This window comes from Streptomyces sp. STAM6 (assembly GCF_054963715.1).
On record NZ_JBUEFZ010000026.1, the window covers coordinates 33,271 to 59,392 of the forward strand.

Below are 26,122 nucleotides of genomic sequence, written 5' to 3' on the forward strand. Positions count from 1 at the left end.
CCGCAGGCGGTCCACGAGGAGCGGTGGCCGCTATCGGGTGAGCAGCCGGTGGAGCTCGGCCTCGAAGACGTGCCGGTGGCGGGGTTCTACCGGGACCGGCTCCCCCCACTCGTCGAAGAGATCGAGCAGCATCCGTCCGAGGAGCTGCACCTCGGCGGGGTCGACCAGCTCGCAGCCGGTCTCCCAGACGGACCGGGCGCCGCGGATCGGGTCGAGTTCCCCGCGGGCGACGCGTTCCGACGTCCACCGGATCAGGGTCCACCGGGCGGCGTCGACCTCACCGCGGTCGAGGGGTGTGATGCCGAGTTCGTGCGTGGTGGCGGCGAACAGCTCGGCGGCTTCGGCGTCGGCAGCCCGTGCGAGTCCTGCCAGCAGCCGCAGCGAGAGGGAGTCGACGCCGGCGAGAAGGGCGTCGACGGCTGCCTCGACCAGCTCGGCACCTCGCGGCCGGAAGGGGTGAGGGGCGTCCCCCATGTCGTCGGCGAGCACATGCAGCCGGGCGAGGGCCGGCGGCGGACGGTGTCCGGTCATGAGTTCACCGGGAGGAGGCGGCGAGGGAGTCGGGGAGCCGGCTCGCCGGGGACGACGACGTGCCGGTCGGGGCCGGGATCCTGCCGCAGAACTCGGCCTCGATGACGTTGATGTAGAGCGACGGGTCCCGTAGCCAGTCGCCGTTGGCGTTGAAGGTCAGCTGGTGCTTTCCGTCCTTCGTGCCGACCATCGCGGAGAGGGAGCCGTTCGTACGGCCGCTTTTGCCCACCACCCGCACGCCGCAGGACAGCTCGGCGAACTCGACCCCGAGTCCGTAGCCGGTCCCTTCGCCCGCCGGGGTCTCCTCGAGCATATCCTTCAGCTGTGCGGCGGGCAGCAGCTCACCGCGCATCAGGGCACGGTGGAAGCGGTTGAGGTCGCCGCTGGTGGAGATGATGTCGCCGGCGGCGCCCAGCCAGGTCATGTTCTGCTCGGTGGCGTCGTGGACGGTGGCGCCGGGGTCGGTCCGGTGGAGGCGGGAGTAGCCGACGGGGTGCGGGTCGGGCATCCGCGGCGACGTGCCGGGGAAGGACGTCCCGCGCAGTTTCAGCGGCTTGATGATGCGGCGGGTGGTCTCCTGGGCGTAGGTACGGCCCGTCGCCCTCTCGATGACCATGCCGGCGATGACGAAGTTGGTGTTGGAGTACACCGGAGTCCTCTCCGGGTCGGGGAGCGGTGGGCGCTTCAGCGCGACCGTGACGAGTTCCTCGGGCGTATGGGTGTCGTACCGGTGCTGCGGGAAGCCGGGACCGGCGGCGTCGTGCAGGAAGTCGGGGTCGTCCGTGTAGTCGGCGATGCCGCTGGTGTGGTTGAGGAGCCGGCGCAGGGTGATCTCGTCGCCGTCGTAACCGTTCCCGCGCACCAGGCCGGGCAGCCACTGCCCGACCGTGTCGTCGAGGCTCAGTTCGCCTTCCGCCTCCAGCTGGAGCAGGACCGTCGCGATGAACGTCTTGGTGATGCTGGCGCCGCGGAAGTGGTCGCGGGCGGAACGCTTCCGGCCCGTGGCGGTGTCCGCGTGACCCGCCGTGCCGGCCCACCTCTCGTCGCCGTTGCGGGTTGCGGCGGCCACTCCGGGCAGTCCGCCCTTGACGACCAGGTCACGCAGTGCGGCCCGGGTCGCCTCGTGTCCGCGCTGGTTCCGCGCCGCGTGTGCGGCCGGGGCGACCGTGGCGCCTCCCACGGCCGCGGCCAGCGCCAGCGCGAGTAAGGCGGATGCAGCCCTCTGTTTCATGAATACGCCCCTCCGGGTCACCAGGGGGCCGGTGGCGGCCCCTGTGGGGGGAAGGACGCCGGACGCGGGTCCGGGGTTGGGCCGCGGATAATGGCGTCAACCGAGCTGAGACGAAGGATCGCATGACACTGCAGGAGGGCCGGCGGGTGAAGCTGGCGAGGGACCTCGCGCTGGGGTCGGTCACCGTGGCCGACGGTGCCCCGACGGAGCCGGGTGTCGTCGCAGGGTGTCTGTCGCTGGCCGCGGGCACCGAGGGCACCGTCGAACGGACGAACGGCCACCGGCACGAGGAGCAGAGCCAGGAGGTCCGGGAGTACGTACGGCTCACGTCGCTCCTCGACGACTTCGGCCACCAGATGCCGCCGGGAAGCAGGGCGCGGCTGGAGGAGCAGGTCGCCTCCCTGGAACCCGCGTGGGCGGCCCACGAGCAGCAGAGGCTCCGCGTGACGGTCCGCGTCCGCTTCGACAACGGATTCGTCCTCGACGGGGCAGACGAGGATCTCTTCGTCTCCGCCTGAGCGCGGTCGCCCGCGATCCGCCGGTCTTTCGATCGTCACTGCTTGCCGGGCGTCCCATGCGCATGATGGGGTCGCTGATGGTGTGACGGGGCACGGCATGCGCCGTGTGCGGCAGTGTCTCCGCACGACCGTCGCGCGTTGAACACCCGAACGGCGCGTTCCGCGTACGCGCACCGCACGACCCATGGGATGAGGAGGACCCGATGAACGCCGCCGAAGAAGGACGGCAGGAGCTGGACGAGGTCAGCGTGCGCAACGCGAAGAGGACGCTCCTCCAGCTCCTCGGCCGGGCGGGGGTGTTCTCCGGTGACGCGGAGGAGCTGATCGGGCTCGTCGAGGCCGGCGCCCTCGCCCGGGCGCACCGGGAGATCGGCGGGTCGGGGCGGAGCGCCCCCGGGAAGGGCGAGCTGTACGAGTCCGGCTGGACGGACGGTGCCCGGGCCGTCGCCGATGAACTCGGTGAGCTCGCCGAACGGGCGCTGCGGCAGGCCGTCGAGCCGGACGGGCCGGCCCTCGAGGAGGACGCTCGCCCTCCGGTCAGCAGGACGCAGGTGGAGGGCGCGAAGGCGGCGGTCGTGCCTCTCTACCTGTCGTTCACTACCGCCTCCGACCTCGATCCCGAGGTTTCCGAGCAGGTGCTCACGGCCGTTCTCGGCACGATGGGCGCCAGGCGGCGGGCGGCGTACGCGGGGCTGCTGGCGCGGTTCGCCTCGGCCAACCGGGCACGTCTGGAGCGACTTTACGGGCAGTACGGCCCGGGCAGCTCCATCGCCGTACACGGCCGATACTCCCTGGTCCACTCCCCCACCAGCGTCGCGGTCCTGGAGCGGCTCGCCGCGGCGCCGTCGGAGCTGAGGGAGGAGTGGGACGCCGCCGAACTGCCGCCCGCGTGGCTGGCGGGGCTGCTGACCGCCTGGGGCGAGCCGGTCTGACCCGGCGGCGTCGGCCGCGGCCGACGGCACGCTACGGAAGCAGGCTGTCCACGAGTTCCGCCAGGGCCGCCGCCAGGGCGACCAGGCCGGGTCCGGCGGGGCCGCCCGGTTCGGACATGTAGACGTCCCGGCGGATCTCGATCATCAGCGCACCGACCCGCTCGTCCTTGCGGTAGTGCTTCAGCGGCACATAGGTGCCGGCGAAGGGGCTGTCGAGTCCCGTGCCCCCGAAGTCCGCGAAGGCCTTCCCGGCCGCGGCGAGGAGGCCGGGCGGGGTGTGGAAGGGGTCCGTGCCCAGGCAGATCGGCGGCCGGTGGCCGTCGCCGTGCAGTTCGTACGGGAGGGGCGCCGTCGGGTACGAGTGCACGTCGATGATCACGGCCCGTCCGACGGCCTCCAGCCGGTCCTCCACGGCCCGCGTCATCGCGTCCGCGTACGGGTGGAAGTAGCGGTCGACGAGCGGCCGGCCGTCGAAGCCGTCCGGGCGCAGTCGCTCCCGGTGCGTGGTGTGGGTGTAGACCGCTCCCATGCCCACGGCGAGCATCTCCTCGCGCTCGTCGGGAAAGCGCTCGGGGTCGATGACGAGGCGCGAGAGCCGGTTGACGAACTGCCACGGTGTGACGGCGGCCCGCGCCGCGGCCGCCGCGGCGACGGCGGCGGTGTGGGAGTCGGTGATGTGGTCGAGTTCCCGTTCGAGCGCGGGGTCGTCCAGCACGATTCCGGCGCGGACGGACTCCGGTACGACGCGCGAGGAGTGCGGTACGTGCAGGATGGCAGGCGACGTTCCGGCGCCCGGAACGAGCCGGAAGGAGTCGGGCGAGTGGTTCATGGGGTCCTCGGTGCGTCGGGGGTGTGGAGGCGGGCGGAGCGCGACAAGCATGTGCCCGGTCGGCGGCGTTGCTCAAGTCACCCATGAACAGACTGAGTACGCGTACTCACGCGCGCACCACCCGTCTCTCCCATGCTGGGTCGCGGACTGCAATCCGTGCCAGGGGGACATCCTTGAACCATGCCCTGCAGCTGCGTGCTGCCACCGCTCTCGACCTCGACTGGATCCACGAGCTGCGTCATCGGGTCTATGCCGAGGAGCTGGGTCAGTATCCGGCGGATCCGTCGGGGCGGCTGACAGACGGGTTGGACGACGACCATGTGTGTCTCGTCGTGGCGCGCGGAACGACGCGGATCGGCTTCGTCAGCCTCACACCGCCGTGGGCGGGCCGCTACGGGCTGGACAGGTACGTGACCCGCGAGGAGTTGCCGCTGCTGACGGAGGACGCGCCGTTCGAGGTGCGCGTCCTCACCGTCGAGCCGCGCTGGCGGAGCACCGCCGCCGCGGCGCTGCTGATGTACGCGGCGCTGCGCTGGATCGCGTCCCGGGGCGGCCGCCGGGTGGTGGCGATGGGCCGCACGGAGCTGCTCGACATGTACGTCGCCACCGGCCTGCGCCCGGTCGGGCGCACCGTCCGCCGCGGTGCCGCGACGTTCGAGGTGCTGACCGGTTCCGTGGGCGAGCTGACGAGGACGACGATGGACCGGTACGGCCGCGCGGTGGAACGCCTGCGGTCCGGTCTGGACTGGCAGCTGGACGTGCCGTTCGCTCCCCGCTCCGACGGCTGCGAACACGGCGGCGCCTCGTTCACCGCCATCGGCGCCGACTTCCGCAGTGTGCACCGGCGTCATCGGGTCGTCACGGCCGATGTGCTGGACGCCTGGTTCCCGCCGGCCCCCGAGGTGAGTGCGGTCCTCGCGGAGGATCCGGACTGGGTTGCCCGGACTTCACCGCCGACGGGCGCGGAGGGCCTGCTCGCCGAGATCGCCCAGGTGCGTGCGCTCCCCCAGGAGTCAATCGCGGTCGGGGCCGGCTCGTCCGACTTGATCTTCCGGGCGTTCGGCCGGTGGCTGACCCCGGACAGCCGCGTGCTGCTGCTCGACCCGAGCTACGGCGAGTACGCCCATGTCACGGAGCGGGTGATCGGCTGCCGGGTGGACCGGCTCCGGCTGCACCGCGAGGACGGCTGGCGCGTCGATCCGGCCCGGCTGGCCGCCGCGACGCGGACCGGCCGGTACGACCTCGTGGTGGTGGTCAATCCCAACAATCCGACCGGCCGCCACGCGCCCGCTGCGGAACTGCGCTCGGTGATCGAGGCCTCGCCGGCTCGTACCCGGTGGTGGATCGACGAGGCGTACCTGGGGTACGTCGATCCGGCGGACTCGCTGGCGGAGTTCGCCGCGGTCGACCCGCGGGTCACCGTGTGCACCTCGCTGTCCAAGATGTACGCGCTGTCCGGCGTGCGAGCGGCGTACCTGGTCGCCGATCCGGGCACGGCGGGAGAGCTTCGCCGGTGGACGCCCCCGTGGCCCGTCGGCCTGCCGGCTCAGCTGGCCGCCGTGGCGGCTCTGCGCAATCCCGTGTACTACGCCGGCCGCTGGGCCCGGACGCATGGGCTGCGCCGTGAGCTCGCCGCGGCTCTGACGGGCCTGGAGGCGTTCTCGGCGGTCGAGGAGGCGGTGGCCAATTTCCTCACGGTGACGCTGCCTGCCGGAGGGCCGAGCGCGGCCCAACTGGTCCGCGAGTGCCGGCGCCACGACGTCTACCTGCGGGATCTGTCGCCGATGTCTCCGCAGTACGAGGGCCGCACCGTCCGGGTCGCGGTCCGGGACACGGACGAGAACGCGCGCATCGTGGCCGCGTGCGCGGACGCCCTGGATGCGCTGCGGTCGCACGGGGTGCCGTCGGTTGGGCCGGCCGGCCGGGCGGTTCGTTGATCACCGTGGCCGGCCTGGTGCCCCATCTCGGCGGTGCGCTGGTGGTGGCGGGCGTCGCGGTGGCGGCGTCCCGGCGGCGCGAGCTCATGGTCCGGTGGTGTGTCTGGGCGCTCGGAGTCCCTCTGGTGACCGGGGCGTTCTGGCTCGGCGGCCCGGGGACCGCGGCCGTCGCCGCTGTGGTCGGGGTCGTCGGGGCGATGGAGTTCGGCGGGCTGCTGCGGCTGGGCCGATGGGATCGGGCGGTGCTGGCCGCGGCGATCGTCGCTCTCGTGCTGGCGGCCTGGCTCGCGCCCGGTGAGTTGCCCAGGGTCGCGGCGGCCGGCGCGCTCGCGGTGGCCGGTGTGCCGCTGCTCGCCGGCGACTCGGAGCACGGCCTGCGCCGGCTCGGTGCCGGCCTGCTCGGGCTGGCCTGGCTCGGTGTGCTGGCCGCGCTGGTACCGCTCGGGGCTCTCGCGCTGGTCCTGTTCGTGGCCGTCTCGATCGCCGACATCGTGGCGTACTTCGCCGGCCCGCGACTGGGCGGGCCCCGGCTGTCGCCGCTGTCACCCGCCAAGCGGTGGAGCGGAACCCTCGCGGGAGCCGCGGCCGGTCTCGGCACGCTCGCCGTACTGTCGGCACTGACCTGGCCCACCGCGATCGCCGTGGCGGTCGGCGGTCCTCTCGGGGACCTGCTCGAATCGATGATCAAAAGGGGTGCCAAGGCCAAGGACGCCGGGCGGTGGCTGCCCGGCTCCGGCGGGCTGCTGGACCGGATCGACTCCCTGCTGATCGCGCTGGCGGTGCTGCTGGTGCTGCGCTGACGCCCGTCCGCACGGGCGCCGTCCGCTCCGGGCCGGCCCGAGGGGGCCGGCCCGGGCTCGGGTCAGACGAGGTCGAACCGGTCCAGGTTCATGACCTTGTCCCACGCGGCGACGAAGTCCCTGACGAACTTCTCCTTCGCGTCGTCGGAGGCGTACACCTCCGCCAGGGCCCGCAGTTCGGAGTTCGAGCCGAAGACGAGGTCGGCACGGGTGCCGGTCCACTTGAGGTCACCCGTGGCGGCGTCGCGGCCCTCGAACTCGTCCTGCGCCTCGGAGGTGGACTTCCATGTGGTGCCCAGGTCGAGCAGGTTGACGAAGAAGTCATTGGTCAGGGTGCCCGGCTTGTCGGTGAGGACGCCGTGCTTCGACTGGCCCTGGTTGGCGCCCAGGACGCGGAGGCCGCCGACGAGGACCGTCAGCTCGGGAGCGCTCAGGGTGAGCAGGTTGGCCTTGTCGAGCAGCAGGTACTCGGCCGGGAGGCGGTTGCCCTTGCCGGTGTAGTTGCGGAAGCCGTCGGCGGTCGGCTCCAGGGCGGCGAAGGACTCGACGTCCGTCTGCTCCTGCGAGGCGTCCACGCGGCCCGGTGTGAACGGGACCTGGATGTCGAAGCCCGCGTCCCTGGCGGCCTGTTCGACAGCCGCGCCGCCGGCCAGCACGATGAGGTCGGCCAGGGAGACCTGCTTGCCGCCGGACTGGGCGGTGTTGAAGGACTCCTGGATGCCCTCCAGGGTGCGCAGGACGCCGGCGAGCCGGTCCGGGTCGTTGACCTCCCAGCCGCTCTGCGGCTGGAGGCGGACGCGCGCGCCGTTGGCGCCGCCGCGCTTGTCGCTGCCGCGGAAGGACGAGGCCGACGCCCAGGCGGCGGACACGAGCTGCGGCACGGACAGGTCCGTGGCGAGGATCTGCTCCTTGAGGGAGGCGATGTCGGCGGCGTCGATCAGCTCGTACGTCCGCTCCGGCAGGGGGTCCTGCCACAGCAGCACCTCGGAGGGTACCTCCGGGCCGAGGTAGCGGGCGACCGGGCCCATGTCGCGGTGGGTGAGCTTGAACCAGGCGCGGGCGAAGGCGTCCGCGAACTGGTCGGGGTTCTCCAGGAAGCGGCGGGAGATCTGCTCGTAGACCGGGTCGAAGCGCAGCGCCAGGTCGGTGGTGAGCATCGTCGGGAGGTGCTTCCTCGACGAGTCATAGGCGTCGGGGATGATCGCCTCGGCGTTCTTGGCGACCCACTGGTGGGCGCCTGCCGGGCTCTGGGAGAGCTCGTACTCGTAGGCGAAGAGGTTCTCGAAGAAGTTGTTGCTCCACCGGGTCGGCGTGGTGGTCCAGGTGACCTCCAGGCCGGAGGTGATCGTGTCCGCGCCCTTGCCCGTGCCGTAGGTGCTCTTCCAGCCGAGGCCCTGCTCCTCCAGGGAGGCGGCTTCGGGGTCGTCGCCGACGTGGTCGGAGGGGCCCGCGCCGTGGGTCTTGCCGAAGGTGTGGCCGCCGGCGATCAGGGCGACCGTCTCCTCGTCGTTCATGGCCATCCGGCGGAACGTCTCACGGATGTCGCGGGCCGCGGCGATCGGGTCCGGATTGCCGTTGGGGCCTTCGGGGTTGACGTAGATGAGGCCCATCTGGACGGCGCCGAGGGGGTTCTCCAGCTCGCGGTCGCCGGTGTAGCGCCGGTCGTCGAGCCAGGTGGTCTCGGGGCCCCAGTAGACGTCCTCGTCGGGCTCCCACACGTCCGCGCGGCCGCCGGCGAAGCCGAAGGTCTCGAAGCCCATCGTCTCCAGGGCGACATTGCCCGCGAGGATCATGAGGTCGGCCCAGGACAGGTTCTGTCCGTACTTCTTCTTGACCGGCCACAGCAGGCGGCGCGCCTTGTCGAGGTTGGCGTTGTCCGGCCAGCTGTTGAGCGGTGCGAAGCGCTGCTGTCCGGCGCCGGCGCCGCCGCGGCCGTCGCTGATCCGGTAGGTGCCGGCGCTGTGCCAGGCCATGCGGATGATGAAGGGGCCGTAGTGGCCGAAGTCGGCGGGCCACCAGTCCTGCGAGGTGGTCAGCACCTCCGCGATGTCCCGCTTCACGGCGGGGAGGTCGAGGCTCTTGAACGCCTCGGCGTAGTCGAAGTCCTCGCCGAGGGGGTTGGCCACGGCCGGGTTCTTGGCGAGGATCTTCAGGTTGAGCCGCTCGGGCCACCACTGGCGGTTGCCGCCGCCCTGGGTCGGGTGCGGGGCGCGCTGGTGGGTCACCGGGCAGCCGCCTCCGCCCTCCGGCTTCGGGTCAGTGACGATCGCGTCGTGGTTCTCAGGCATGGGAATCCCTCCGGATCAGGCGGATCTCTGTGCTCGGGAACCAGGGGCCACGGAGCAGTCAGGACGCCGGTTCCGGTCGGGGACCGTCGTCACGTGCGCTTCCCTGCTGTCGTCCTGTCCCTTGGTTGTCGCAAGAACTGATCCTACAATGGACAAAGTCCAAGTCAATGGGATGTCGAAATCGACCTGATCCTTTCGGCGAACGTCACGGTTGGGGTGGTGCGCATGAGCGATCTGCTGGAACGGCTCCGAGGGCGCGGCTGGCGCATGACCGCCCAGCGGCGGGTGGTCGCCGAGGTCCTCGCCGGCGAGCATGTCCATCTCACGGCGGACGAGGTGCTCGCGCGGGCGACGGCCCGGCTGCCGGAGGTCTCCCGGGCGACGGTCTACAACACCCTCGGCGAGCTCGTCGCGCTCGGCGAGGTGACCGAGGTGTCCACCGACGGCCGGGCCAAGCGCTACGACCCGAATGCCCACCGCCCCCACCACCACCTGGTGTGCTCGGGCTGCGGCACTATCCGGGACGTCCATCCGGTCGGTGACCCCCTGGCCGGACTGCCAGCCTCCGAGCGTTTCGGCTTCACCGTCTCGGGCGTGGAGATGACCTACTGGGGCCTGTGCCCCGACTGCGCCCGCCCCTGAGGGCGAGACGGCCGCCCCGGCAGCGGCCGGGCACCCTCGCACCACGCACCCATGTGCACAGATCGTGCATAAATGGGATGATTTATGCACAGCGGTGTGCGCTTCGCGTGCCCGGCCTCGACCGACAGGTGGTCCCTCATGCCGAAGAAACCTCAGCCGTCAGAGCCGTCGCACGGCCAGGGCCCGAGTCGTCATCGGGGCACCGAACAGCATGGCTGGGCGCCCGACGTCGACGACACACGCCAGCAGGACAACCCGAGCGCACCGCGCTCCTTCCGGGCGAAGGACCACGCGCCGCGCCCGGGAAAGGGCAGGAAACCCTCCGCGGAGGAGACGACGCCCGTGACCGGCGAGGAGGCCGAGAGCAGCGGCAAGCGGGGCGAGGAGTACGGGCGGCAGTCCCAGGAGGGCATGCGCGACACCGGCCGCAAGGGCCGCTCGCAGCGGCCCAGCGGGACGAAGGACGCCTCCGCCTTCTCCGGTGTCGATCCGCAGGATCCGTCCTCCAAGCGCCGCCCGGGCTGAGCGTCAGCAGATCCGCGGCAGCTGTTCCCCCATCGGCAGGTCGACGACTCGGGTTCCGCCGAGCGCGGTCCTCGCCACCACCATGCCGGGGTGGCGGTCCACCACCTCCCCGATCATGGCCGCGCCGGCGCCCAGCGGGTGCGCGCGCATCGCCTCCAGGACCGCGTCGGCGTGCTCGCGCGGCACGAAGGCGACCAGCTTGCCCTCGTTGGCGACGTACAACGGGTCCAGGCCCAGGATCGCGCACGCGTTGGCGACCGCGGGCGGGACCGGAATCGTCCGCTCGTCAAGGACGATTCCGGTGCCCGACGCGGCCGCGATCTCGTTGAGGGCGGCCGCGAGGCCACCGCGTGTGGGGTCGCGCAGGGCGTGCAGATCGGGAGTGACGCCCAGCATGGCTCCGACGAGGCCGTTCAGCGGGGCGCAGTCGCTCTCGACCTCCACCTCGAACTCCAGGCCCTCCCGCACGCTCATGATCGCGACACCGTGCAGTCCGACGGCTCCGCTGACGAGCACGGCGTCGCCGGGCACGACGCGCTGCGGCCGGAGATCGACGCCCTCCGGGACGATGCCGATCCCGGCGGTGTTGATGTAGACGCCGTCGCCATGACCGGCCTCGACGACCTTGGTGTCCCCCGTCGCGATCTCGACCCCGGCGGCACGTGCCGCGGCGCCCAGCGCCTCGGCCACCCGGCCGACCGTCCGGGTCTCGACGCCCTCCTCCAGGATGAACCCGCAGGAGAGGTACGCGGGCCGGGCGCCGCTCATGGCGAGATCGTTCACGGTTCCGTTGACCGCGAGGTCCCCGATGCTGCCGCCGGGGAAGAAGAGCGGCCGGACGACGTAGGAATCGGTGGAGAAGGCGAGCCGGACGCCGGCCAGCGTGACGGTGGCGGCATCGCCCATCTGCGCGAGCACCTCGCCGCCGTAGGCGGGGGCGAAGACGTCCCGGACCAGTTCGGCGGAGAGGGCTCCCCCGCCGCCGTGGCCCATGACGACGCGGCCCTGGTCGCGCAGGGGGGCGGGGCAGGTCCACGCCAGCATGTCGGCGTGCTCCCCGGGTGCCGGCGCGGCGCCGGACGCGGGGCCGGCCGGAACGGTGCCGGCGGTGTCAGCCGTGTGTGACAACGGGGGTCGCCTCCCTCGGTGCGGCCGGGAGATCGAGCCGCCGGTACAGGTAGTAGGCGGCGCACGCGCCCTCGCTGGAGACCATGGTGGCCCCGAGCGGCGTGCGCGGGGTGCAGACGGTGCCGAACGCCTCGCACTCGTGGGGCTTCAGCAGGCCCTGCAGGACCTCCCCGCTGCGGCACGCGGCCGGTTCACGGGTGTTGATGCCGGTCACCTGGAAACGGCGCTCGGCGTCGTACTGCCGGTAGCGCTCCGCCAGCCGCCAGCCGCTGTCGGGGATCACGCCGATGCCGCGCCAGGCCCGGTCGGTGACCTCGAAGACGTCGTCCAGCATGGCCCGGGCGGCCGGGTTGCCCTCGGGCCTGACCGCGCGCGGGTAGGCGTTGTCGACGGTGTGCTCGCCCCGCTCCAGCTGCCGGACGGCGCGGCGGATCCCTTCGAGGATGTCGAGGGGTTCGAATCCGGTGACCACGATCGGGACGCGGTGGCGTTCGGCCAGCTCCGGGTACTCACCGGTGCCCATGACACTGCACACGTGTCCGGCCGCGAGGAACGCCTGGACCCGGCACTCCGGCGAGCGCATGATGGCCTCGATCGCCGGTGGGACGCGGACGTGGGAGACGAGCAGGCTGAAGTTGCGGATGCCCGAGCGGTGCGCCTGATGCACCGTCATGGCGTTCGGCGGGGCGGTCGTCTCGAAGCCGATCCCGAAGAACACCACCTCGCGGTCCGGGTTCTGCTGGGCGATGCGCAGGGCGTCGAGCGGCGAGTAGACGACGCGTACGTCCCCGCCTTCGCCGCGGACCTGGAACAGGTCTCGGTCGGTCCCGGGCACGCGGAGCATGTCGCCGAACGAGCAGAAGATCACCTCGGGCCGGGACGCGATCGCGAGCGCCTTGTCGATGACCTCCAGCGGGGTGACGCAGACCGGGCAGCCCGGGCCGTGGATGAGTTCGACCTCGTCCGGCAGGAGCTGGTCGACGCCGTGCCGGATGATGCTGTGCGTCTGGCCTCCGCACACCTCCATCAGCGCCCACGGCCGGGTCACGGTGGCGCGGATGTCGTCCAGCAGCCGGCGCGCCAGCTCCGGGTCCTGGAACTCGTCGATGTACTTCACCGCGGTACCTCCTGTGTCGTGTCGGACGCACCGGGTGCCGTGGCCCCACCCGCCTCGGCGGCCGCCGCCTGCCACGGGTCGCCGAACTCCTCCTGGAGCAGGCCCAGTTCGGCGAACAGCTCCAGGGTGCGCCGGGCCGACTCCTCGTCGAGGCGCTGGAGCGCGAATCCGACGTGGACGATGGCGTACTCGCCGACCCGGAGGTCGGGGACGTATTCGAGGCACACCTCCTTGACCACGCCGCCGAAGTCGACGGTGGCCATGCGTGTTCCGTCCCGTTCCTCGATGTCGAGCACTCTGCCGGGTACCGCCAGGCACATGGGCCTCTCCTCACTCGGGATGCGTCACTGTCGGGTCGCGCGGGCGGCCACCATGAGCTGGCCGAGCGCGAGGCCGCCGTCACCCGGCGGCACGCGGTGGTGGCGCAGGACGGTGAAGCCGTCCTGCCGCAGCGCCGCCGCGCAGGCCGAGGAGAGCAGGGTGTTGGCGAACACCCCGCCCGTCAGGGCCACGACGTCCATGGCGTGCCGCTCGCGCGCCAGGGAGCAGACCCGCCGTACGAGATCCGCGACCGCATGGTGGAAGCGGGCGGCCACCACGCCCGGGGCCGCGCCGGACAGGACGTCGTCGGTGGCCGCCGCCAGCACCGGTGCGGGGTCCGCCGTCACCGCGGGACCGCCCGGCGGCCCGGGCACGAGGGTGAAGGCGTAGCCGGGTCCCCGGCCGACGCCACCGGCCGGCGGGGCGGCGGCCGCGGCGCCACCGGCCGAGAGGGCGGCCGCCTCCAGTTCGACGGCCGCCCGGGCCTCGTAGTCCGAGAGATGGCACACGCCGGCGAGGGAGGAGACCGCGTCGAAGAGCCGGCCCATGCTGGACGTCGGAACGCAATTGAGGTTCCGTCGCAACTGCCCTTCCAGCACGCGCCGTTCCTCGGCGGGGCAGGCCCGGACGCACGGCAGGTCGTCCGGCCAGGCCAGTCCGGCGGCGCGGAGGTGGGCGAGCGCCATGCGGTAGGGACGGCGGACGGCTGCGTCGCCGCCCGGCAGGGGCGCGTAGGCCAGATGGGCGAAGCGGAAGAAGCCGCCGTAGTCGGCGAGCAGGAACTCGCCGCCCCACACGGCGCCGTCCTCGCCGTAGCCCGTGCCGTCGAAGGCCACCCCGATCACGCGCCGGCCCCCGTCGAGGCCGTGCTCCGCCATCGCGGCGGCGACATGGGCGTGGTGGTGCTGCACCCGCACGACCGGGCGCCCTGCTGCCAGGCGGTCCGCCGCTCGCGCGGAGCGATAGCCGGGGTGGCGGTCGGCGGCGAGGAGCCCCGGGGCCACGCCCGTGAGGGACTCCAGGTGCGACCGGGCGCGTTCGAAGGCCCGCTGGGTGGCGAGGTCGTCCATGTCGCCGATGTGGGCGGACAGCCAGGCGCGGTGTCCCTCGCCCAGGCAGAGCGCGTTCTTCAGGTCGCCGCCCACCGCGAGCGCCGGGCGTACCGGGACCGGCAGAGTGAGGGGTGCCGGGGCGTAGCCCCTCGCGCGCCTCATGACGAGCGGTTCACCGTCGCAGATCCGTACGACGGAGTCGTCGCACGGAACGTGGACGCGCCGGTCGTGGGTGAGCCAGGCGTCCACGAGGGGGCCCAGGCGGTCGACGGCCTCGGTGTCGTCGGTGACGATGGGCTCGCCCGAGACATTGCCGCTGGTCATGACGAGCAGCCGGGGGCCTTCCGGGTCGCCGGGCAGCCCCAGGAGCAGGTGGTGCAGCGGCGTGTACGGCAGCATCACACCGAGGTCGGGGCTGCCGGGAGCGACCTCGTGGCAGGGTGCCGGGGCGCCGGGCGGTGCCGTGGCACCGGTGCGGCGGCGCAGCAGCACGATGGGCCGGACGGCGCCGGTGAGCAGCGCGCGTTCCTCGGGGGAGATGTGCACGAGGTGGTCGAGGTCGGTGAGGTCACGGGCCATCAGCGCGAAGGGCTTGTTCCCCCGGCCCTTGCGCCGGCGCAGGGTCGCGACGGCACGGGGGTCGGTGGCGTCGCAGGCCAGGTGGTAGCCGCCCAGGCCCTTCACCGCGACGACGGCGCCCGCGGCGAGCAGTCTCCTGGTCTCGGCGACCGGGTCGTCCGTGGGGACATGGCGGGGCGGGCCGCAGGTGCCGCCCACCGGCTCCCCGGACGTCCCGGATGCCCCGGGCGTCCCGGCGGGTGTGGCCATGAACAGCCGGAGCGTCGGGCCGCAGTCGGGGCACGCCACGGGCTGGGCGTGGAAGCGACGGTCGGCCGGGTCGGCGTACTCGCGCGCGCAGTCCTGGCACATCGCGAAGTCGGCCATCGTGGTGTGGGCCCGGTCGTAGGGCAGACCGGTGACGATCGTGAAGCGCGGGCCGCAGTGGGTGCAGGTGATGAAGGCGTGCCGGTGGCGCCGGTCACCCGGGGCGTTCAGTTCGGCGAGGCAGTCCGCGCAGGTGGCGGTGTCGGGCGGCACGAGTGTGCGCACGGGCCCGCCGGACCGGGAGGCGAGGATGGCGAAGCCCGTACCGCCCTCGGTGGGGACCTGGTGGTGCTCGACGGACTCCACGACGGCCAGCGGCGGGGCGTGGGTCGCGATCCGGTCGCAGAACAGGGCGACCTCCTTGGGCGCGCCTTCGACCTCGGCGACGACTCCCTCCCCGGTGTTGGTCGCGTGGCCGCTGAGGCTGAGTCCGGTCGCGAGGTGGTGGAGGAAGGGGCGGAAGCCGACGCCCTGCACCACGCCCCGTACGGTGACGCGTCGCCGTACGGCAGTGCCGGGCTGCTCGCCGGGGAGCGGGTCGGCGGTCACCGGCCGGTCTGCGCCATGGCGCCGTCGGCGGAGGTGTGCGAGGCCGCCGCGCCCGGCTCGTCCGGGCGCGGATGCGGGTGTGGATGCGCGTGCGCACGGGTGTGGGTGTGTCCGGGCGCGTGGTCGTCGCCGGCGGTGTGCTGGCGTGCCATGACCGGGGTGTGGACGGCGGCGCCGTCGGCCACGGCCAGGGCCCTGTCGAGGAGGGCTTCCTCGCCGTCACCGCGGCGGGCGGAGCTCATCAGCACCTCCACACCCGGGTTGACCCGCGCGATGCTGGTCAGGAAGGCCGCTTCGTCGAAGCCGACGGCCTCGGCGATGTCGGTCTTGGTCACCACGACCAGGTTGGCCAGGCCGAAGGCGGTCGGGTACTTCAGGGGCTTGTCCTCGCCCTCGGTGACCGACGCGAGGACCACCCGCAGGGACTCGCCGAGGTCGTAGGAGGCCGGGCAGACCAGGTTGCCGACGTTCTCGACGAAGAGCAGCCGGGTGCCTTCCGGCAGCCAGCCGTCGAGGTGTCGCGCGAGCATGTCCGCCTCGAGGTGGCACAGCCCGTCGGTGAGGACCTGCTTGACCGGTGCGCCGGAACGGCCCAGGCGCACGGCGTCGTTCTCGGTGGCGAGGTCCGCGGTCAGGGCGGCCACCGGGACACCGCGCGAGCGCGCCCGTACCAGGACGCGTTCCAGGAGGGCGGTCTTGCCGCTGCCGGGGCTGGAGAGCAGGTTGACGACCGTGGTCCCCCGGTCGGCGAGCCGCGTGCGGAGGGTTTGCGCGGCGCCGGCGTTGCGGGCGAGCACCGCCTGCTGCAGGTCTACGGCACGGCACATGGTTCAGCGCTCCTCGGGTACGGGTTCACGGGCGTGAGCGCGGGAGGGGTCGTCCTCCCAGTGGACTTCGCCGATCCGGAGTTCCCGGCCCGCCACGAGTGCGGAGGTCGCCCCCGCGCAGCGCGGGCAGCTCAGATCGGGCGGCATCCCGACGGGCCACTCATGGGCGCACGGTTCGCAGCGGGCGCGGCCGGGGACAGGGTCCACGACCAGTTCGGCGCCCTCCAGGAGGGTGCCGGCGCAGGCCAGGTCGAAGCAGAAGGACAGGGCGTCGGGGACCACGCCCGCCAGTTCACCGACGAGCAGCCGGACCCGCTGGACCGCGCGGACGCCGCCGGCCCGGCCGGCCGCCTGTTCCACCTGGTCGACGACGGCCAGCGCGATGGACATCTCGTGCATGGGCCTCCGTCCCGCCGACGCTCGGCTCGGCCTTCATTAGAGGCCGGGGCGGGCGGGTGGGCGAAGGGCTCGCCGGTGGGGCGGGTCCAGGTTGCCCCGTTCGGTGCAGTGCCGGTGCCCGTGCCGTGCCGCCCCGGCGTCACATGCGGCGGATGCGCAGGTAGCGCCGGACGTCGGGCAGGGTCTGCCAGACGAGGGCGGCGATGCCCATGGCGGCCGCGCCGCCGATGACGTTCTTCTGCACACGCTCGTTGGTCTTGGCGCGCTTGTGCTTCGTCATGCGTTTCTCCTCATGTCCCGGCCCGGTCTGCGACCGTGTCCGTCAGGGGCCCCGAGGGCTGTTGCTCCCGCAGGAGGTCGTTGATGAGCTGCACGGCCCGCGGCACCGCGGCGGCGACCCGTGGGCTGAGTCCGATGCCCTCGCCGACGTCCTCGGGCTCGCAGCCCACGACGACGATCCGCCGGGGCGGAGCCGTGCCGGTGCCCTCGCTCAGGCCCCGCAGCAGGGTCAGGACCGCGTCGGGCGACATCCGGTGGCCGTCGAGCAGCGCCTGCTCGGGCTCGACAGGCTCGTCCTGGGCCTCGGGTTCGATCAGGTACACCGTCCCGGGCGTACCACCGCGTGCGGTCGCGTCGACGAGGACGCACGTGTCGTAACCGTCGAGCAGCCGGTACGCCAGGTGGATGCCGCGCACTCCGATGTCGGCGACCTCGACGTGCGGGGGAGGTCCTTCCGCCGCGAGGGCGCGGACGGTCTCGACGCCGAAGCCGTCGTCGCCGAGCAGGACGTTGCCCACACCGGCGACGAGGGTGCGGGGGCGGTCGGCCGCGGAGGGGTTCACGCGTCCTCCAGGGGGGTGACCTCGTCGGGCTGGAAGTACAGGAAGCGGCCCTGTTCCCGGCGGATGTCGGCACCCGGGTCGCCGTCGACGGTGACCGCCAGGTGCACCTGGCCGTCGACGTCGTGGAGCACGGCTTCGACGGTGGCCCGGCGGCCTTTGAGGAAGAGGTCCTGGGCGTCGGTGCGTCGCAGTCCGGGCCGCAGGGTGACGCGGGAGCCCGCGCCGATCCACCGCTCGCCGACCGCCACCCGGTCGGTCGAGGGGTCGAATCCCGCGTCGGCGGCGGGGTCCCACCAGGGTGTGTCGGGGGGCCGCACGTCCCGTTCGCCGGGCGGCGGCTGCGGTCCGCCGGTGCCGGCGGGTACGGGCCCGGGGGCGGTGACCTCGCGGAGCGAACGCACCGCGCCGTGCAGGCGTTCGAGCACTTCGGCGGGCAGGGAGTCGGCCAGGTCGATGACGGCGGCGGCCCGTTCGTCGGTCCCCCGCGCCTCGCGCTTCTCCTCGTCGGTGAGGGCGGCGGTGCGCAGGGCGAGGATCTCGTCGATCTCCGTGGCGTCGTACAGCGCTCCGGGGCTCTCCGGGGCGATGGCCGGGTGGTCGTCCAGGATGATCGGCGCGGAGAGCAGCAGGTCGGTGCGTCCGGGCTCGCCGGCGAGCACGGGCCAGGTGTGGAGGTTGCGGCAGCGGGCGACCGCGGGCGCGGCCCATTCGGGCGGGTCGGTCATGGACAGGAAGGCCCCGGCACCCAGGTGCATCAGCAGGTGTGCTCCGACGAGGGACCGCGCGAGGGCGGCGTCGCGGGCGGCGGGGGCCGCCGCGTCCGGGGTCCAGGTGCTGGTGTTCTCCACCACGGCGGTGAGCCGCAGGACCCGGTAGGGGCCGGGCAGTTCCACCGCGGTGAGCCGTAGCCGGCCCTCCAGGGCTTCACCACGGCGCAGGAGACGGCCGACCGGGTGGCCGGCGGCGTCGAGGACGGGTTCGGTGTCGTCGTCGGCGGGACGGGCGAAGGGGACGGTCACGCCCTCGCCGGTCAGCTCGCCGACGGTGGCGACCACTTCGACACGTTCCGCCACGCCCTCGTCCCACGGCACGAGGACGCGGTCCTCCAGGCGCAGTTCGGGCACGTCCTCGTACGATCCGTCGTCGGTGAGGCGCTCCACGGTCCGTCTGCGGGCCCGCAGGAAGCGCAGTTCGACGGAGAGCGACGGGTCGCCCTTGGGCTCGATCAGGCACTCCGTGTGCTGGAATTCGTGCTCGTCGTGCTCCGCGCCCCAGGCGGGCGGGACGAGAACCCCGAACTGCCAGCGCAGCCGGTTCTTGGCCGCGGAGGCCCGGTACGGGTAGAGCACGTATCCCTCGAAGAGGACGGCGTCGGCGACCTGCCGGGCGTGGGCGAACCGTGATTCGGTCGCCGGCGGGAAGGCGGTCGTCGTCATGGCGCGGTCCTTTCGGCCGCGTACGGCGTTGCCGTGCGCGGCAGGCGGCGCGGCCGTGGGGGCTCGTGGCCGGCGGAATCCGCCAGCAGGGCGGTGAGCGTGGCCTCCCAGGACGCGAGGGCGTGGCGGGAGCGGTACTCCAGGAGCGCCGCCATCGTGTCGCGGTCGAGCCGGATCCAGCCGCATCCGGGGAAGTGCTGGTCGAGCATGTCCCGCCAGGTGGCCACCGGCATACGGAAGGCGGCTTCCCGGTCCCACGGGACCGGTTCCACACGGAATCCGCCCGCGCCGGTGAACGCGGTGCCGGAGAAGAGCAGCAGAAGCGGCACCTCACCGCTCTCCAGGGCACTGAAGTAACGGGTGGCGGCGATGTCCGTGTCGTAGGTGCAGGGCACGACCAGGTCGGCCTCCGTCTCGCCGGTGAAGGCCGGGACCATGAGGGGCACCTGGGCGAACTGGAGGGGATGGAGCGTGCTGCCCCAGCGGGAGCGCTCACCGAACAGGTCCGTCAGACCGCGTGCCTCGGCGGTGTCGTAGCCGCGTCCCGCGGGCTCGATCCTGATCTGGCACTGGAGCACGAGGGCGTGGACACGGGCGTCGCCGGCCGCGGTGATACGCAGCCGGAACACCAGGGTGGGCCCCGCGGCGTACGGGTCGGCGCGCACGCCGGTGCAGACGAACGACAGCTCGGTCATGGCAGGTCCTGTTCCTGGGGCGGCCGGGCGCGTTCGTCGAGGCCGGCGAAGAACGACTCCAGTTCGGCACGTGCCTCCGCGCCGCCGTCGAAGCCCTGCCACAGCAGCCGCATACGGCCGACCAGCGCGTAGCAGAGGTCGACGGGCACGAGGTGACAGGTGGTGCGGCCCGCCGTGCGGCGCAGCAGCAGCGCTTCCGTGTCCGGCCGCAGCACCGCGGCGAGGCGGGTGGCGCCTGCGACGGCGTCCTGCCAGACGGCCGGGTCGAGTTCGCTCTCGGTCGCACCGGCCGGACTCGGGTAGAGCGCGACCAGACGGTCGAGGGCCGCGTTGCGGAAGAAGAAGGCGACCGACACCGGGATCTGGAGCCGCTCCCAGGTGGCGTCGTCGAAGCGGTGGTCGGGGTCGGCGAGGATGCGCTCCGGCAGGGCGCGGTAGCGGCCGCCGGCCGCGCCGGGCCGTTCGAAGAGCAGCGCGCAGGGCGTGCACGCGCAACTGAGCGTGCGGCGTTCGGTGTCGACCAGGTGGCGGTGGTCGGCGGGGACGGCGACGGCGCACAGTTCGCACCGTTCGGGCTCGGGCGGCCGGGGCGCCAGGAACCTGCGCAGCCCGGAGGAGCGGGGCGGTGGCGCGGCGGCGTCCCGCTGCCGCGCCGGGGAGGCGGTCACGGGGCCGTCGCCGGTGCCGGCGCCGACCCGGAGCCGCCGGGGACGGCGCTCTCCGGCGCGTGGGCGCCGCTCCCGGGCGCACTCGGACCGGCGGTCGTACCGCGCCGGGCGGCTCTCCCGGCCGGCGCGCCACCGCCAGAGGCACCGTCGGCGGCTCCCCCGGCGGACGCCCCGCCGGCAGTCGCACCACCGGCAGGCGCGGCCCCGGCCGACGCGCCGTTCACCGACGCGCCCCGGGCAGGGGCGCCGCTCGCGGACGTGCCCGTCATGGGCGCACCGGTCGCAGGCGGGCCGTGCACGGTCGCGCCCGGCGCAGGCCCACCGCTTGCCGTCGCGCCCCGGCACGCGGACGTGCCGGGCACGCCCGCGTCCGGCCCGGGGGCGCCTGCCCTGTCCCTGCCGGTCGTCGGCGTGGTGCCGATCTGGAGCAGGACCGGTTCCCGGGGGCTCTCCGTGCGCTCCCATTCCACGGAGGTGACCTCCGGGGCGAAACAGGCGAGGAGGCCCTCGGCCGTCTGCCGGTCCGGGGCGGTGGCGCCGCCGCAGCCGCAGCCCGCTCCCCCGCCGTCGCCCGCGGCGGGGCGCAGGCGCAGGGCGCCGGTCGCCGGGTCGAACGCCAGGACCTCGGGGGGCTCCCCGGGGAGGGCCGCGAGGGCCCGGGCGATCCGGGCGGTGCCGTCCTCGGGGTGGAGGTCGTGCAGGACCAGCAGGCTCGCGACGAGTTCGTCCCCGAGCAGCGCCGCCGGCAGACCGCCGGACCCGTCGAGGAGCGTGACGATCCGGGCGAGGCCGGCGCCGTAGAAGTCCATGAGGACCCTCACCAGTTCCTCGGCCGCCTCTGCGGCCCGCGGGTCGCCGGAGGCGGCGAGACGGTCGAGGATCTCCTCCACGCGCCGTCCCGCCGCCTCCGCGTCGGCCGGGCGCACCTCGGTGCGGTCCGGTGCGGGTGCCGGGGCGGTCATCCGGCGAGCCCGCTCAGGCCGGTGGGCACGTGCATCGTCTGCACGGTCTTCCCCTTTCCGACGTACATGTGGACGCCGCACGGCAGGCAGGGGTCGAAGCTGCGGACGGCGCGCATGATGTCGATGCCCTTGAAGTTCTCGGGCGGGTTCTCCTCGAAGATCGGGGTGTTCTGGACCGCGTCCTCGTAGGGGCCGGGGGTGCCGTAGGTGTCCCGGGTGCTGGCGTTCCAGGGCGTCGGCGGGTACGGGTGGTAGTTGGCGATCTTGCCGTCGCGGATCACCATGTGGTGCGAGAGGACGCCGCGGACGGCCTCGGTGAAGCCGACGCCGATGGACTCGTCCGGCACCTCGAACTTCTCCCAGGTCTGGGTGCGTCCGGCACGCACTTCGGCGAGGCCCATCTCCGCGCAGTGCAGGGCGACGGCTGCCGCGTACGCCTGGAAGTAGGTGCGCGCCCGGTTGCGCTCCAGTGCGTTGCTCCACTGCGGGATCTTCCACTCGAAGGTGGTCTCGGGCTTGGTCATGGTGCGCGGGAGGTTGATGACGACGCTGTGGCCGGTGGCCTTGACGTAGCCGATGTCGACGAGCCCGGACAGGGCGGTGGACCACAGGCGTGCGATGGGGCCGCCGCCGGTGTCCAGCGGGAGGTAGTCCTTGCCGTCGTACCAGCGCGGGGACATCACCCAGCTGTACTTGTCGTCGAAGTTCCGTTTCTGGGGCGCCGGGATGGTGTGCTGGTTCCACGGGTGGCGGGGGTCGACGGGGTTGCCGAGCGGGTCGTGGGTGACGAACTGCTCCTGGCCCTCCCAGTCCTCGTAGTACGAGCTGCCCAGCAGGATGCGGATGCCGAGGTTGATCTCGGTGAGGTCGTTGGTGACGAGCTTGCCGTCCACGACGACACCGGGGGTGACGAACATCTTGCGTCCCCAGTCCGTCATGTTGGCGTAGGTGAAGTCGCAGTACTCGGGGTCGTTGAGCGCGCCCCAGCAGCCGAGCAGCACCCGCCGCCGGCCGACCTCCTCGTAGCCGGGCAGGGCCTCGTAGAAGAAGTCGAACAGGTCGTCGTGCAGTGGCACGACGCGCTTCATGAACTCCACGTAGCGCATGAGGCGGCTCATGTAGTCCGTGAAGAGCTGTACGGAGGCGATGGTGCCGACACCGCCCGGGTAGAGCGTGGAGGGGTGCACATGGCGGCCCTCCATCAGGCAGAACATCTCCCGGGTGTAGCGGCTGACCTGGAGCGCTTCCCGGTAGAACTCGCCTTCCAGGGGGTTCAGCGAGCGCATGATGTCGGCGATGGTGCGGTAGCCGTGGTCGGCGGCGTGCGGTGCCTCGGTCCGCTCGGCGAGTTCGAGGACGCCGGGGTTGGTCTCGCGGACCATCTTCTCGCAGTAGTCGACCCCGACGAGGTTCTCCTGGAAGATGTTGTGGTCGAACATGTACTCGGCGGACTCGCCGAGGTTGATGATCCACTCGCCGAGGTGCGGCGGCTTCACGCCGTACGCCATGTTCTGCGTGTACACCGAGCAGGTGGCGTGGTTGTCGCCGCAGATGCCGCAGATGCGGCTGGTGATGAAGTGTGCGTCCCGGGGGTCCTTGCCCTTCATGAAGACGCTGTAGCCACGGAAGACGGAGGATGTGCTGTAGCACTCCGCGACCCGCTTCTGCTTGAAGTCGATCTTCGTGTGGATGCCGAGGCTTCCCACGATCCGGGTGATCGGGTCCCAGGCCATTTCCACGAGACCGCTGCCGTCTCCGGCCGCCTTGGTCGTCGGTGCCATCTGTGTCGCCGTGCCCTTCTTCAGGTCTTCGAGCGGGAATGGGTGCGGGTGTCGGGAGCGGGGCCGTTCACCACGGGGGCCGGTAGCCGGTGGTGATCTTCTCGCCGGTGTGGCGCCACTTGGGCTCCTTGTCCACCGTGCGGGCGGTGATCGTGCGCAGTCTGCGGACGACGGCTCCGTAGGTCCTGCTGGTGGTGCTGGACACCTTGGCGCCCGGCGGTTCGTCCATGAACGGCATGAACTTGTCGGGGAAACCGGGCATGGTGCAGGCGATGCAGATGCCGCCGACGTTGGGGCAGCCTCCGATGCCGTTCATCCAGCCGCGTTTCGGTACGTTGCACTTGACGACGGGGCCCCAGCAGCCGATCTTCACCAGGCACTTGGGCGAGTCGTACGTGTAGGCGAACTGGCCCTGCTCGTAGTAGCCGGCCCGGTCGCACCCCTCGTGCACCGTGGCGCCGAACAGCCAGGCCGGCCGCAGCTTGTCGTCCAGGGGGATCATGGGCGCGGAGCCGGCCGCCTGGTAGAGCAGGTAGGTCAGGGTCTCCGCGAAGTTGTCGGGCTGGATGGGGCAGCCCGGTACGCACACGATGGGAATGCCGGCCTTCGACTTCCAGTCCCAGCCGAGGTAGTCGGGGACGCCCATCGCGCCGGTGGGGTTGCCGGCCATCGCGTGGATGCCGCCGTAGGTGGCGCACGTTCCGATGGCCACCACGGCGAGCGCCTTCGGCGCCAGCCGGTCGATCCACTCACTGGTGGTGATGGGCTGGCCGGTCTCCGGGTTGTCGCCGAATCCGCACCAGTACCCCTCCTGCTTGATCGACTCGTTGGGCACCGAGCCCTCGATCACCAGCACGAACGGGTCGATCTCGCCCCGTTCACCCTTGAAGAACCACTCGATGAACGTGTCGGACCCGCCCACGGGCCCGCACTCGAAGTCGATCAGCGGCCAGTGCACGGCGATCTTGGGCAGGCCGGGCAGCACGCCGAGCGCGATCTGCTCGATGCTCGGCTGCATCGCCGCGGTGAGGGCCACCGAGTCGCCGTCGCAACTCAGTCCCGCGTTGATCCAGAGGATGTGGATCGTGGGCGACTCCCCGTCGGTGGCACCGGATGTGTCCACACGGTCGTCGGCTGTCGGCGTTGCTGCATCCATGGAGGTGCCTCCTGGCGAGCGGCGATGGGGCAGGCGAAATGTCGCCTTCACTACTCTTCGTAGCAGTGGGACGGCTCCGGTGAGACCTGATGGACGGCCATCGGGGTGACGCCGGGATCCGAGGGGGCCTCGGCGTGCGTCCGGACCGGGGGTACCGCGGCCGCCGCATGGGGCGGCGTGCACAGGGGGCGCTGCTTGTGGACGAAGGCGCGGCGCAGCGCGTGGTAGGGCGCTTCCGGATCGAAGAACGTGGCACGCATGCGCGCCAGTTCCTCGGCACGGTGGACGGACAGGGGCTTGATGGCCTCCTGGCGGTCCCGTTCGGCCTTCTTGGCGCTGATCCGCCCCTGGGTCGCGGGCGAGGCGGCGAGCCTGCCCGCGAGGCGCGCGACCTCGGCGGTGAACTCCTGCGGGGTGCTGTCGAGGAGCCGGTCCACCAGCCCCAGGCGCTGCCCGGTGCGTGCGCTGACCGGCAGCGCGTCGCTCATCAGCCGCTGCGCCGCGGCGGCACCGACCCTGCGGGGCAGCGAGTACGTCCAGTACTCGGACCCGTACAGGCCCATGAGCCGGTAGTGCGGATTGAGCACGGCACCGGTCCTGCACCACACCTCGTCGGCGGCGAGCGCGAGCATGACCCCGCCCGCCGCGGCGTTGCCGCCGAGGGCCGAGACCACGAGGCGGTCGGTGGTCGTGAGGACGGCCTCCACGAGGTCGTCGATGGCGTGGATGTTCGCCCAGGACTCCTCGGCGGGACTGCAGGCCGCCTCGATCACGCCCAGGTGGATGCCGTTGGAGAAGAAGTCGCGGCCGCCGCCCAGGACGAGCACCGAGGTGGGCCGGGAGCACGCCCTGCGGTAGGCGGCGAGCAGACGGCGGCACTGTGTGGTGCTCATCGCCCCGCCGGGGAAGGAGAAGCGGAGGAAGCCGACCGGTCCCTCCTCCCGGTAGCGGATGTCGGACCAGGAGTTCGCGTCGCCGTCCGGCGGCTCCGGCTGCTCGGGCAGGGCCGGGAGCCGGCCCGCGAGTGCCAGGACGGCGGGCAGCTTGTACGTGGGCGGTCCGCCCTTCGTGCGCCGGGGCCTGAGTTCGGGGATCCAGACGGCACCGTCGACCGTGGCGCGGCAGACCGCTCCCGCGCGTGTGGCCAGCAGTTCACCCGGCCTGCCGCGCAGGGTGGGTTCGGGGTGGCCGCCGTGGAGGTACCACTCGCCGCCGAGGAGCTCGTCCAGGACGCCCGGCTGGGAGTCGGCGGCGCGCAGGCTGGTGACGACCCGGTCGGTGGTGTCCCGGTCCCAGCGGATGCGCCGGAACGCCTGGCGGAAGTACGGCCGGGACCGGCGGCTCTCCGCGGCGCGGCCGGTGGTCTGGGAGCGCGGGGTGTACGTGCCGGACGCGAAGCGTGCGACCGCGGTCAGCAGCGCCGTCATCGCGGCGTCGGAGATCTCGTTGCGGTACAGGTCGCTCTTGCCCACCGGCGGTACGTCGCAGTCGGCCGAGGCCCACACCGCACCGGCGTCCATCTCTCCGTCGGCCTGGAGGACCGTCACCCCCCACCGGGCGGCCTTCTCGTGGAGTGCCCAGTCGAGCGACGACGGACCCCGGTCTCCGGGCGGACCGGGGTGGACGACGAAGCACGGGACGGCCGACCACACGTCCTCGGGGATGGCCACCTTGAGCATGGGTGCCACGACGAGTTCGGGTTCGTGGTGACGGACCGCCTCCCGCAACGAGTCGTCGCCCAGGGCGAGCTGTACCGCGACCGTGTGGCCGCGGTCCCTCAGTTCGGCGTGGACGCGCTGGGTGAGGCTGTTGAAGGCACTCGCGACGAGCAGGATGCGCACGGCAGCTCCGGGGGCCGACGGTACACGCCCGGGGAACGCCCCGGACGTCTCGGATGGTCGGCCCTGGGCATGGCGCCGCGGCCCGCGCCGGGCCGCTCGGTCACCCGTGAGGGCGCACCGTCACGGCCAGTCGGCGGTTCCGTCCGCGTGCCCGGGGGCGTTCACCGGCGTGCCGCGAGCATCGCGCGGTGCCGGATGCGACGGCCCGGTCGCCGCCTGACGGCGGGCGG

25 protein-coding genes are annotated in these 26,122 nt (G+C 72.7%); 6 read left to right on the forward strand and 19 right to left on the reverse strand.

Annotation, left to right across the window (positions count from 1 at the left end):
* Positions 1 to 30: 30 nt before the first annotated feature.
* Together ACY34K_RS25325 and ACY34K_RS25330 are read right to left on the reverse strand one after the other, a co-directional pair.
* The gene (locus ACY34K_RS25325) at positions 31 to 531 is read right to left on the reverse strand and encodes a hypothetical protein (protein WP_462751003.1); all 501 of its coding nucleotides are present in this window, start codon (positions 529 to 531) and stop codon (positions 31 to 33) included.
* A gap of 4 nt (positions 532 to 535) precedes the next feature.
* Positions 536 to 1,762 carry a serine hydrolase domain-containing protein gene (locus ACY34K_RS25330; RefSeq protein WP_462751005.1) on the reverse strand — a complete coding sequence of 409 codons (1,227 nt, stop codon included), beginning with the start codon at positions 1,760 to 1,762 and terminating at the stop codon, positions 536 to 538.
* A 122-nt stretch (positions 1,763 to 1,884) separates the two neighbouring features.
* On the opposite strand from ACY34K_RS25330, the gene ACY34K_RS25335 reads away from it, so the two are divergent.
* Positions 1,885 to 2,280: a hypothetical protein gene (locus ACY34K_RS25335; protein WP_462751007.1), complete on the forward strand. Its 396-nt coding sequence runs from the start codon at positions 1,885 to 1,887 to the stop codon at positions 2,278 to 2,280.
* A gap of 203 nt (positions 2,281 to 2,483) precedes the next feature.
* Positions 2,484 to 3,212, forward strand: a complete 729-nt coding sequence (locus ACY34K_RS25340; RefSeq protein ID WP_462751009.1) for a hypothetical protein — start codon at positions 2,484 to 2,486, stop codon at positions 3,210 to 3,212.
* Positions 3,213 to 3,243: 31 nt separating this feature from the next.
* Here ACY34K_RS25340 and ACY34K_RS25345 read toward each other — a convergent pair whose 3' ends face one another.
* On the reverse strand, positions 3,244 to 4,041 hold the full coding sequence (locus tag ACY34K_RS25345) for an N-formylglutamate amidohydrolase (protein WP_462751011.1): 798 nt from the start codon (positions 4,039 to 4,041) through the stop codon (positions 3,244 to 3,246).
* 173 nt (positions 4,042 to 4,214) lie between these two features.
* Here ACY34K_RS25345 and ACY34K_RS25350 point away from each other — a divergent pair, with 173 nt between their 5' ends.
* Positions 4,215 to 5,978 carry a pyridoxal phosphate-dependent aminotransferase gene (locus tag ACY34K_RS25350; RefSeq protein ID WP_462751013.1) on the forward strand — a complete coding sequence of 588 codons (1,764 nt, stop codon included), beginning with the start codon at positions 4,215 to 4,217 and terminating at the stop codon, positions 5,976 to 5,978.
* On the forward strand, positions 5,975 to 6,778 hold the full coding sequence (locus ACY34K_RS25355) for a phosphatidate cytidylyltransferase (protein WP_462751015.1): 804 nt from the start codon (positions 5,975 to 5,977) through the stop codon (positions 6,776 to 6,778). The genes ACY34K_RS25350 and ACY34K_RS25355 overlap by 4 nt, the downstream gene beginning before the upstream one ends.
* Before the next feature lie 62 nt (positions 6,779 to 6,840).
* On the opposite strand, the gene katG is transcribed toward ACY34K_RS25355, so the two are convergent.
* Positions 6,841 to 9,066: a catalase/peroxidase HPI gene (gene katG, locus ACY34K_RS25360; protein ID WP_462751017.1), complete on the reverse strand. Its 2,226-nt coding sequence runs from the start codon at positions 9,064 to 9,066 to the stop codon at positions 6,841 to 6,843.
* A gap of 225 nt (positions 9,067 to 9,291) precedes the next feature.
* On the opposite strand from katG, the gene ACY34K_RS25365 reads away from it, so the two are divergent.
* Together ACY34K_RS25365 and ACY34K_RS25370 are read left to right on the forward strand one after the other, a co-directional pair.
* Complete coding sequence (locus tag ACY34K_RS25365) at positions 9,292 to 9,708, forward strand: Fur family transcriptional regulator (RefSeq protein WP_462751019.1); 417 nt, start codon at positions 9,292 to 9,294, stop codon at positions 9,706 to 9,708.
* Positions 9,709 to 9,846: 138 nt separating this feature from the next.
* A complete protein-coding gene (locus ACY34K_RS25370) occupies positions 9,847 to 10,233 on the forward strand; it encodes a hypothetical protein (RefSeq protein ID WP_462751021.1) in 387 nt (128 codons plus the stop codon).
* A 3-nt stretch (positions 10,234 to 10,236) separates the two neighbouring features.
* Here the strand turns inward: ACY34K_RS25370 and hypE are convergent, their stop codons facing one another.
* The 15 genes from hypE to ACY34K_RS25445 form a co-directional block, all read right to left on the reverse strand.
* Entirely contained in the window at positions 10,237 to 11,277 is a 1,041-nt protein-coding gene (gene hypE / locus ACY34K_RS25375; RefSeq protein ID WP_462751087.1) for a hydrogenase expression/formation protein HypE, read from the reverse strand.
* A gap of 67 nt (positions 11,278 to 11,344) precedes the next feature.
* Entirely contained in the window at positions 11,345 to 12,478 is a 1,134-nt protein-coding gene (gene hypD, locus ACY34K_RS25380) for a hydrogenase formation protein HypD (protein WP_462751023.1), read from the reverse strand.
* A complete protein-coding gene (locus tag ACY34K_RS25385; protein WP_462751025.1) occupies positions 12,475 to 12,798 on the reverse strand; it encodes a HypC/HybG/HupF family hydrogenase formation chaperone in 324 nt (107 codons plus the stop codon). Before ACY34K_RS25385 ends, hypD begins: the two co-directional genes overlap by 4 nt.
* A gap of 24 nt (positions 12,799 to 12,822) precedes the next feature.
* Positions 12,823 to 15,285, reverse strand: coding sequence for a carbamoyltransferase HypF (gene hypF, locus ACY34K_RS25390; RefSeq protein ID WP_462751027.1), 2,463 nt, complete (start codon positions 15,283 to 15,285; stop codon positions 12,823 to 12,825).
* A complete protein-coding gene (gene hypB / locus ACY34K_RS25395; RefSeq protein WP_462751029.1) occupies positions 15,282 to 16,112 on the reverse strand; it encodes a hydrogenase nickel incorporation protein HypB in 831 nt (276 codons plus the stop codon). Before hypB ends, hypF begins: the two co-directional genes overlap by 4 nt.
* A gap of 3 nt (positions 16,113 to 16,115) precedes the next feature.
* Positions 16,116 to 16,511: a hydrogenase maturation nickel metallochaperone HypA/HybF gene (locus ACY34K_RS25400; protein ID WP_462751031.1), complete on the reverse strand. Its 396-nt coding sequence runs from the start codon at positions 16,509 to 16,511 to the stop codon at positions 16,116 to 16,118.
* Positions 16,512 to 16,650: 139 nt separating this feature from the next.
* Entirely contained in the window at positions 16,651 to 16,791 is a 141-nt protein-coding gene (locus ACY34K_RS25405) for a DUF6893 family small protein (protein ID WP_462751033.1), read from the reverse strand.
* Positions 16,792 to 16,801: 10 nt separating this feature from the next.
* The gene (locus ACY34K_RS25410) at positions 16,802 to 17,353 is read right to left on the reverse strand and encodes a hydrogenase maturation protease (protein WP_462751035.1); all 552 of its coding nucleotides are present in this window, start codon (positions 17,351 to 17,353) and stop codon (positions 16,802 to 16,804) included.
* Positions 17,350 to 18,789, reverse strand: a complete 1,440-nt coding sequence (locus ACY34K_RS25415) for a hypothetical protein (RefSeq protein WP_462751037.1) — start codon at positions 18,787 to 18,789, stop codon at positions 17,350 to 17,352. Before ACY34K_RS25415 ends, ACY34K_RS25410 begins: the two co-directional genes overlap by 4 nt.
* Positions 18,786 to 19,484 (reverse strand): DUF6084 family protein, encoded by a 699-nt coding sequence (locus tag ACY34K_RS25420; RefSeq protein WP_462751039.1) that lies wholly within the window; start codon positions 19,482 to 19,484, stop codon positions 18,786 to 18,788. Before ACY34K_RS25420 ends, ACY34K_RS25415 begins: the two co-directional genes overlap by 4 nt.
* Positions 19,481 to 20,152, reverse strand: coding sequence for a DUF5947 family protein (locus ACY34K_RS25425; protein WP_462751041.1), 672 nt, complete (start codon positions 20,150 to 20,152; stop codon positions 19,481 to 19,483). Before ACY34K_RS25425 ends, ACY34K_RS25420 begins: the two co-directional genes overlap by 4 nt.
* Positions 20,149 to 21,114 (reverse strand): hypothetical protein, encoded by a 966-nt coding sequence (locus ACY34K_RS25430; RefSeq protein WP_462751043.1) that lies wholly within the window; start codon positions 21,112 to 21,114, stop codon positions 20,149 to 20,151. Before ACY34K_RS25430 ends, ACY34K_RS25425 begins: the two co-directional genes overlap by 4 nt.
* The gene (locus tag ACY34K_RS25435; protein ID WP_462751045.1) at positions 21,111 to 22,895 is read right to left on the reverse strand and encodes a nickel-dependent hydrogenase large subunit; all 1,785 of its coding nucleotides are present in this window, start codon (positions 22,893 to 22,895) and stop codon (positions 21,111 to 21,113) included. Before ACY34K_RS25435 ends, ACY34K_RS25430 begins: the two co-directional genes overlap by 4 nt.
* 67 nt (positions 22,896 to 22,962) lie before the next feature.
* Positions 22,963 to 24,051 (reverse strand): NADH-quinone oxidoreductase subunit B family protein, encoded by a 1,089-nt coding sequence (locus tag ACY34K_RS25440; protein WP_462751047.1) that lies wholly within the window; start codon positions 24,049 to 24,051, stop codon positions 22,963 to 22,965.
* 50 nt (positions 24,052 to 24,101) lie between these two features.
* Positions 24,102 to 25,892 carry an enoyl-CoA hydratase-related protein gene (locus ACY34K_RS25445; RefSeq protein ID WP_462751049.1) on the reverse strand — a complete coding sequence of 597 codons (1,791 nt, stop codon included), beginning with the start codon at positions 25,890 to 25,892 and terminating at the stop codon, positions 24,102 to 24,104.
* Positions 25,893 to 26,122: the final 230 nt, after the last annotated feature.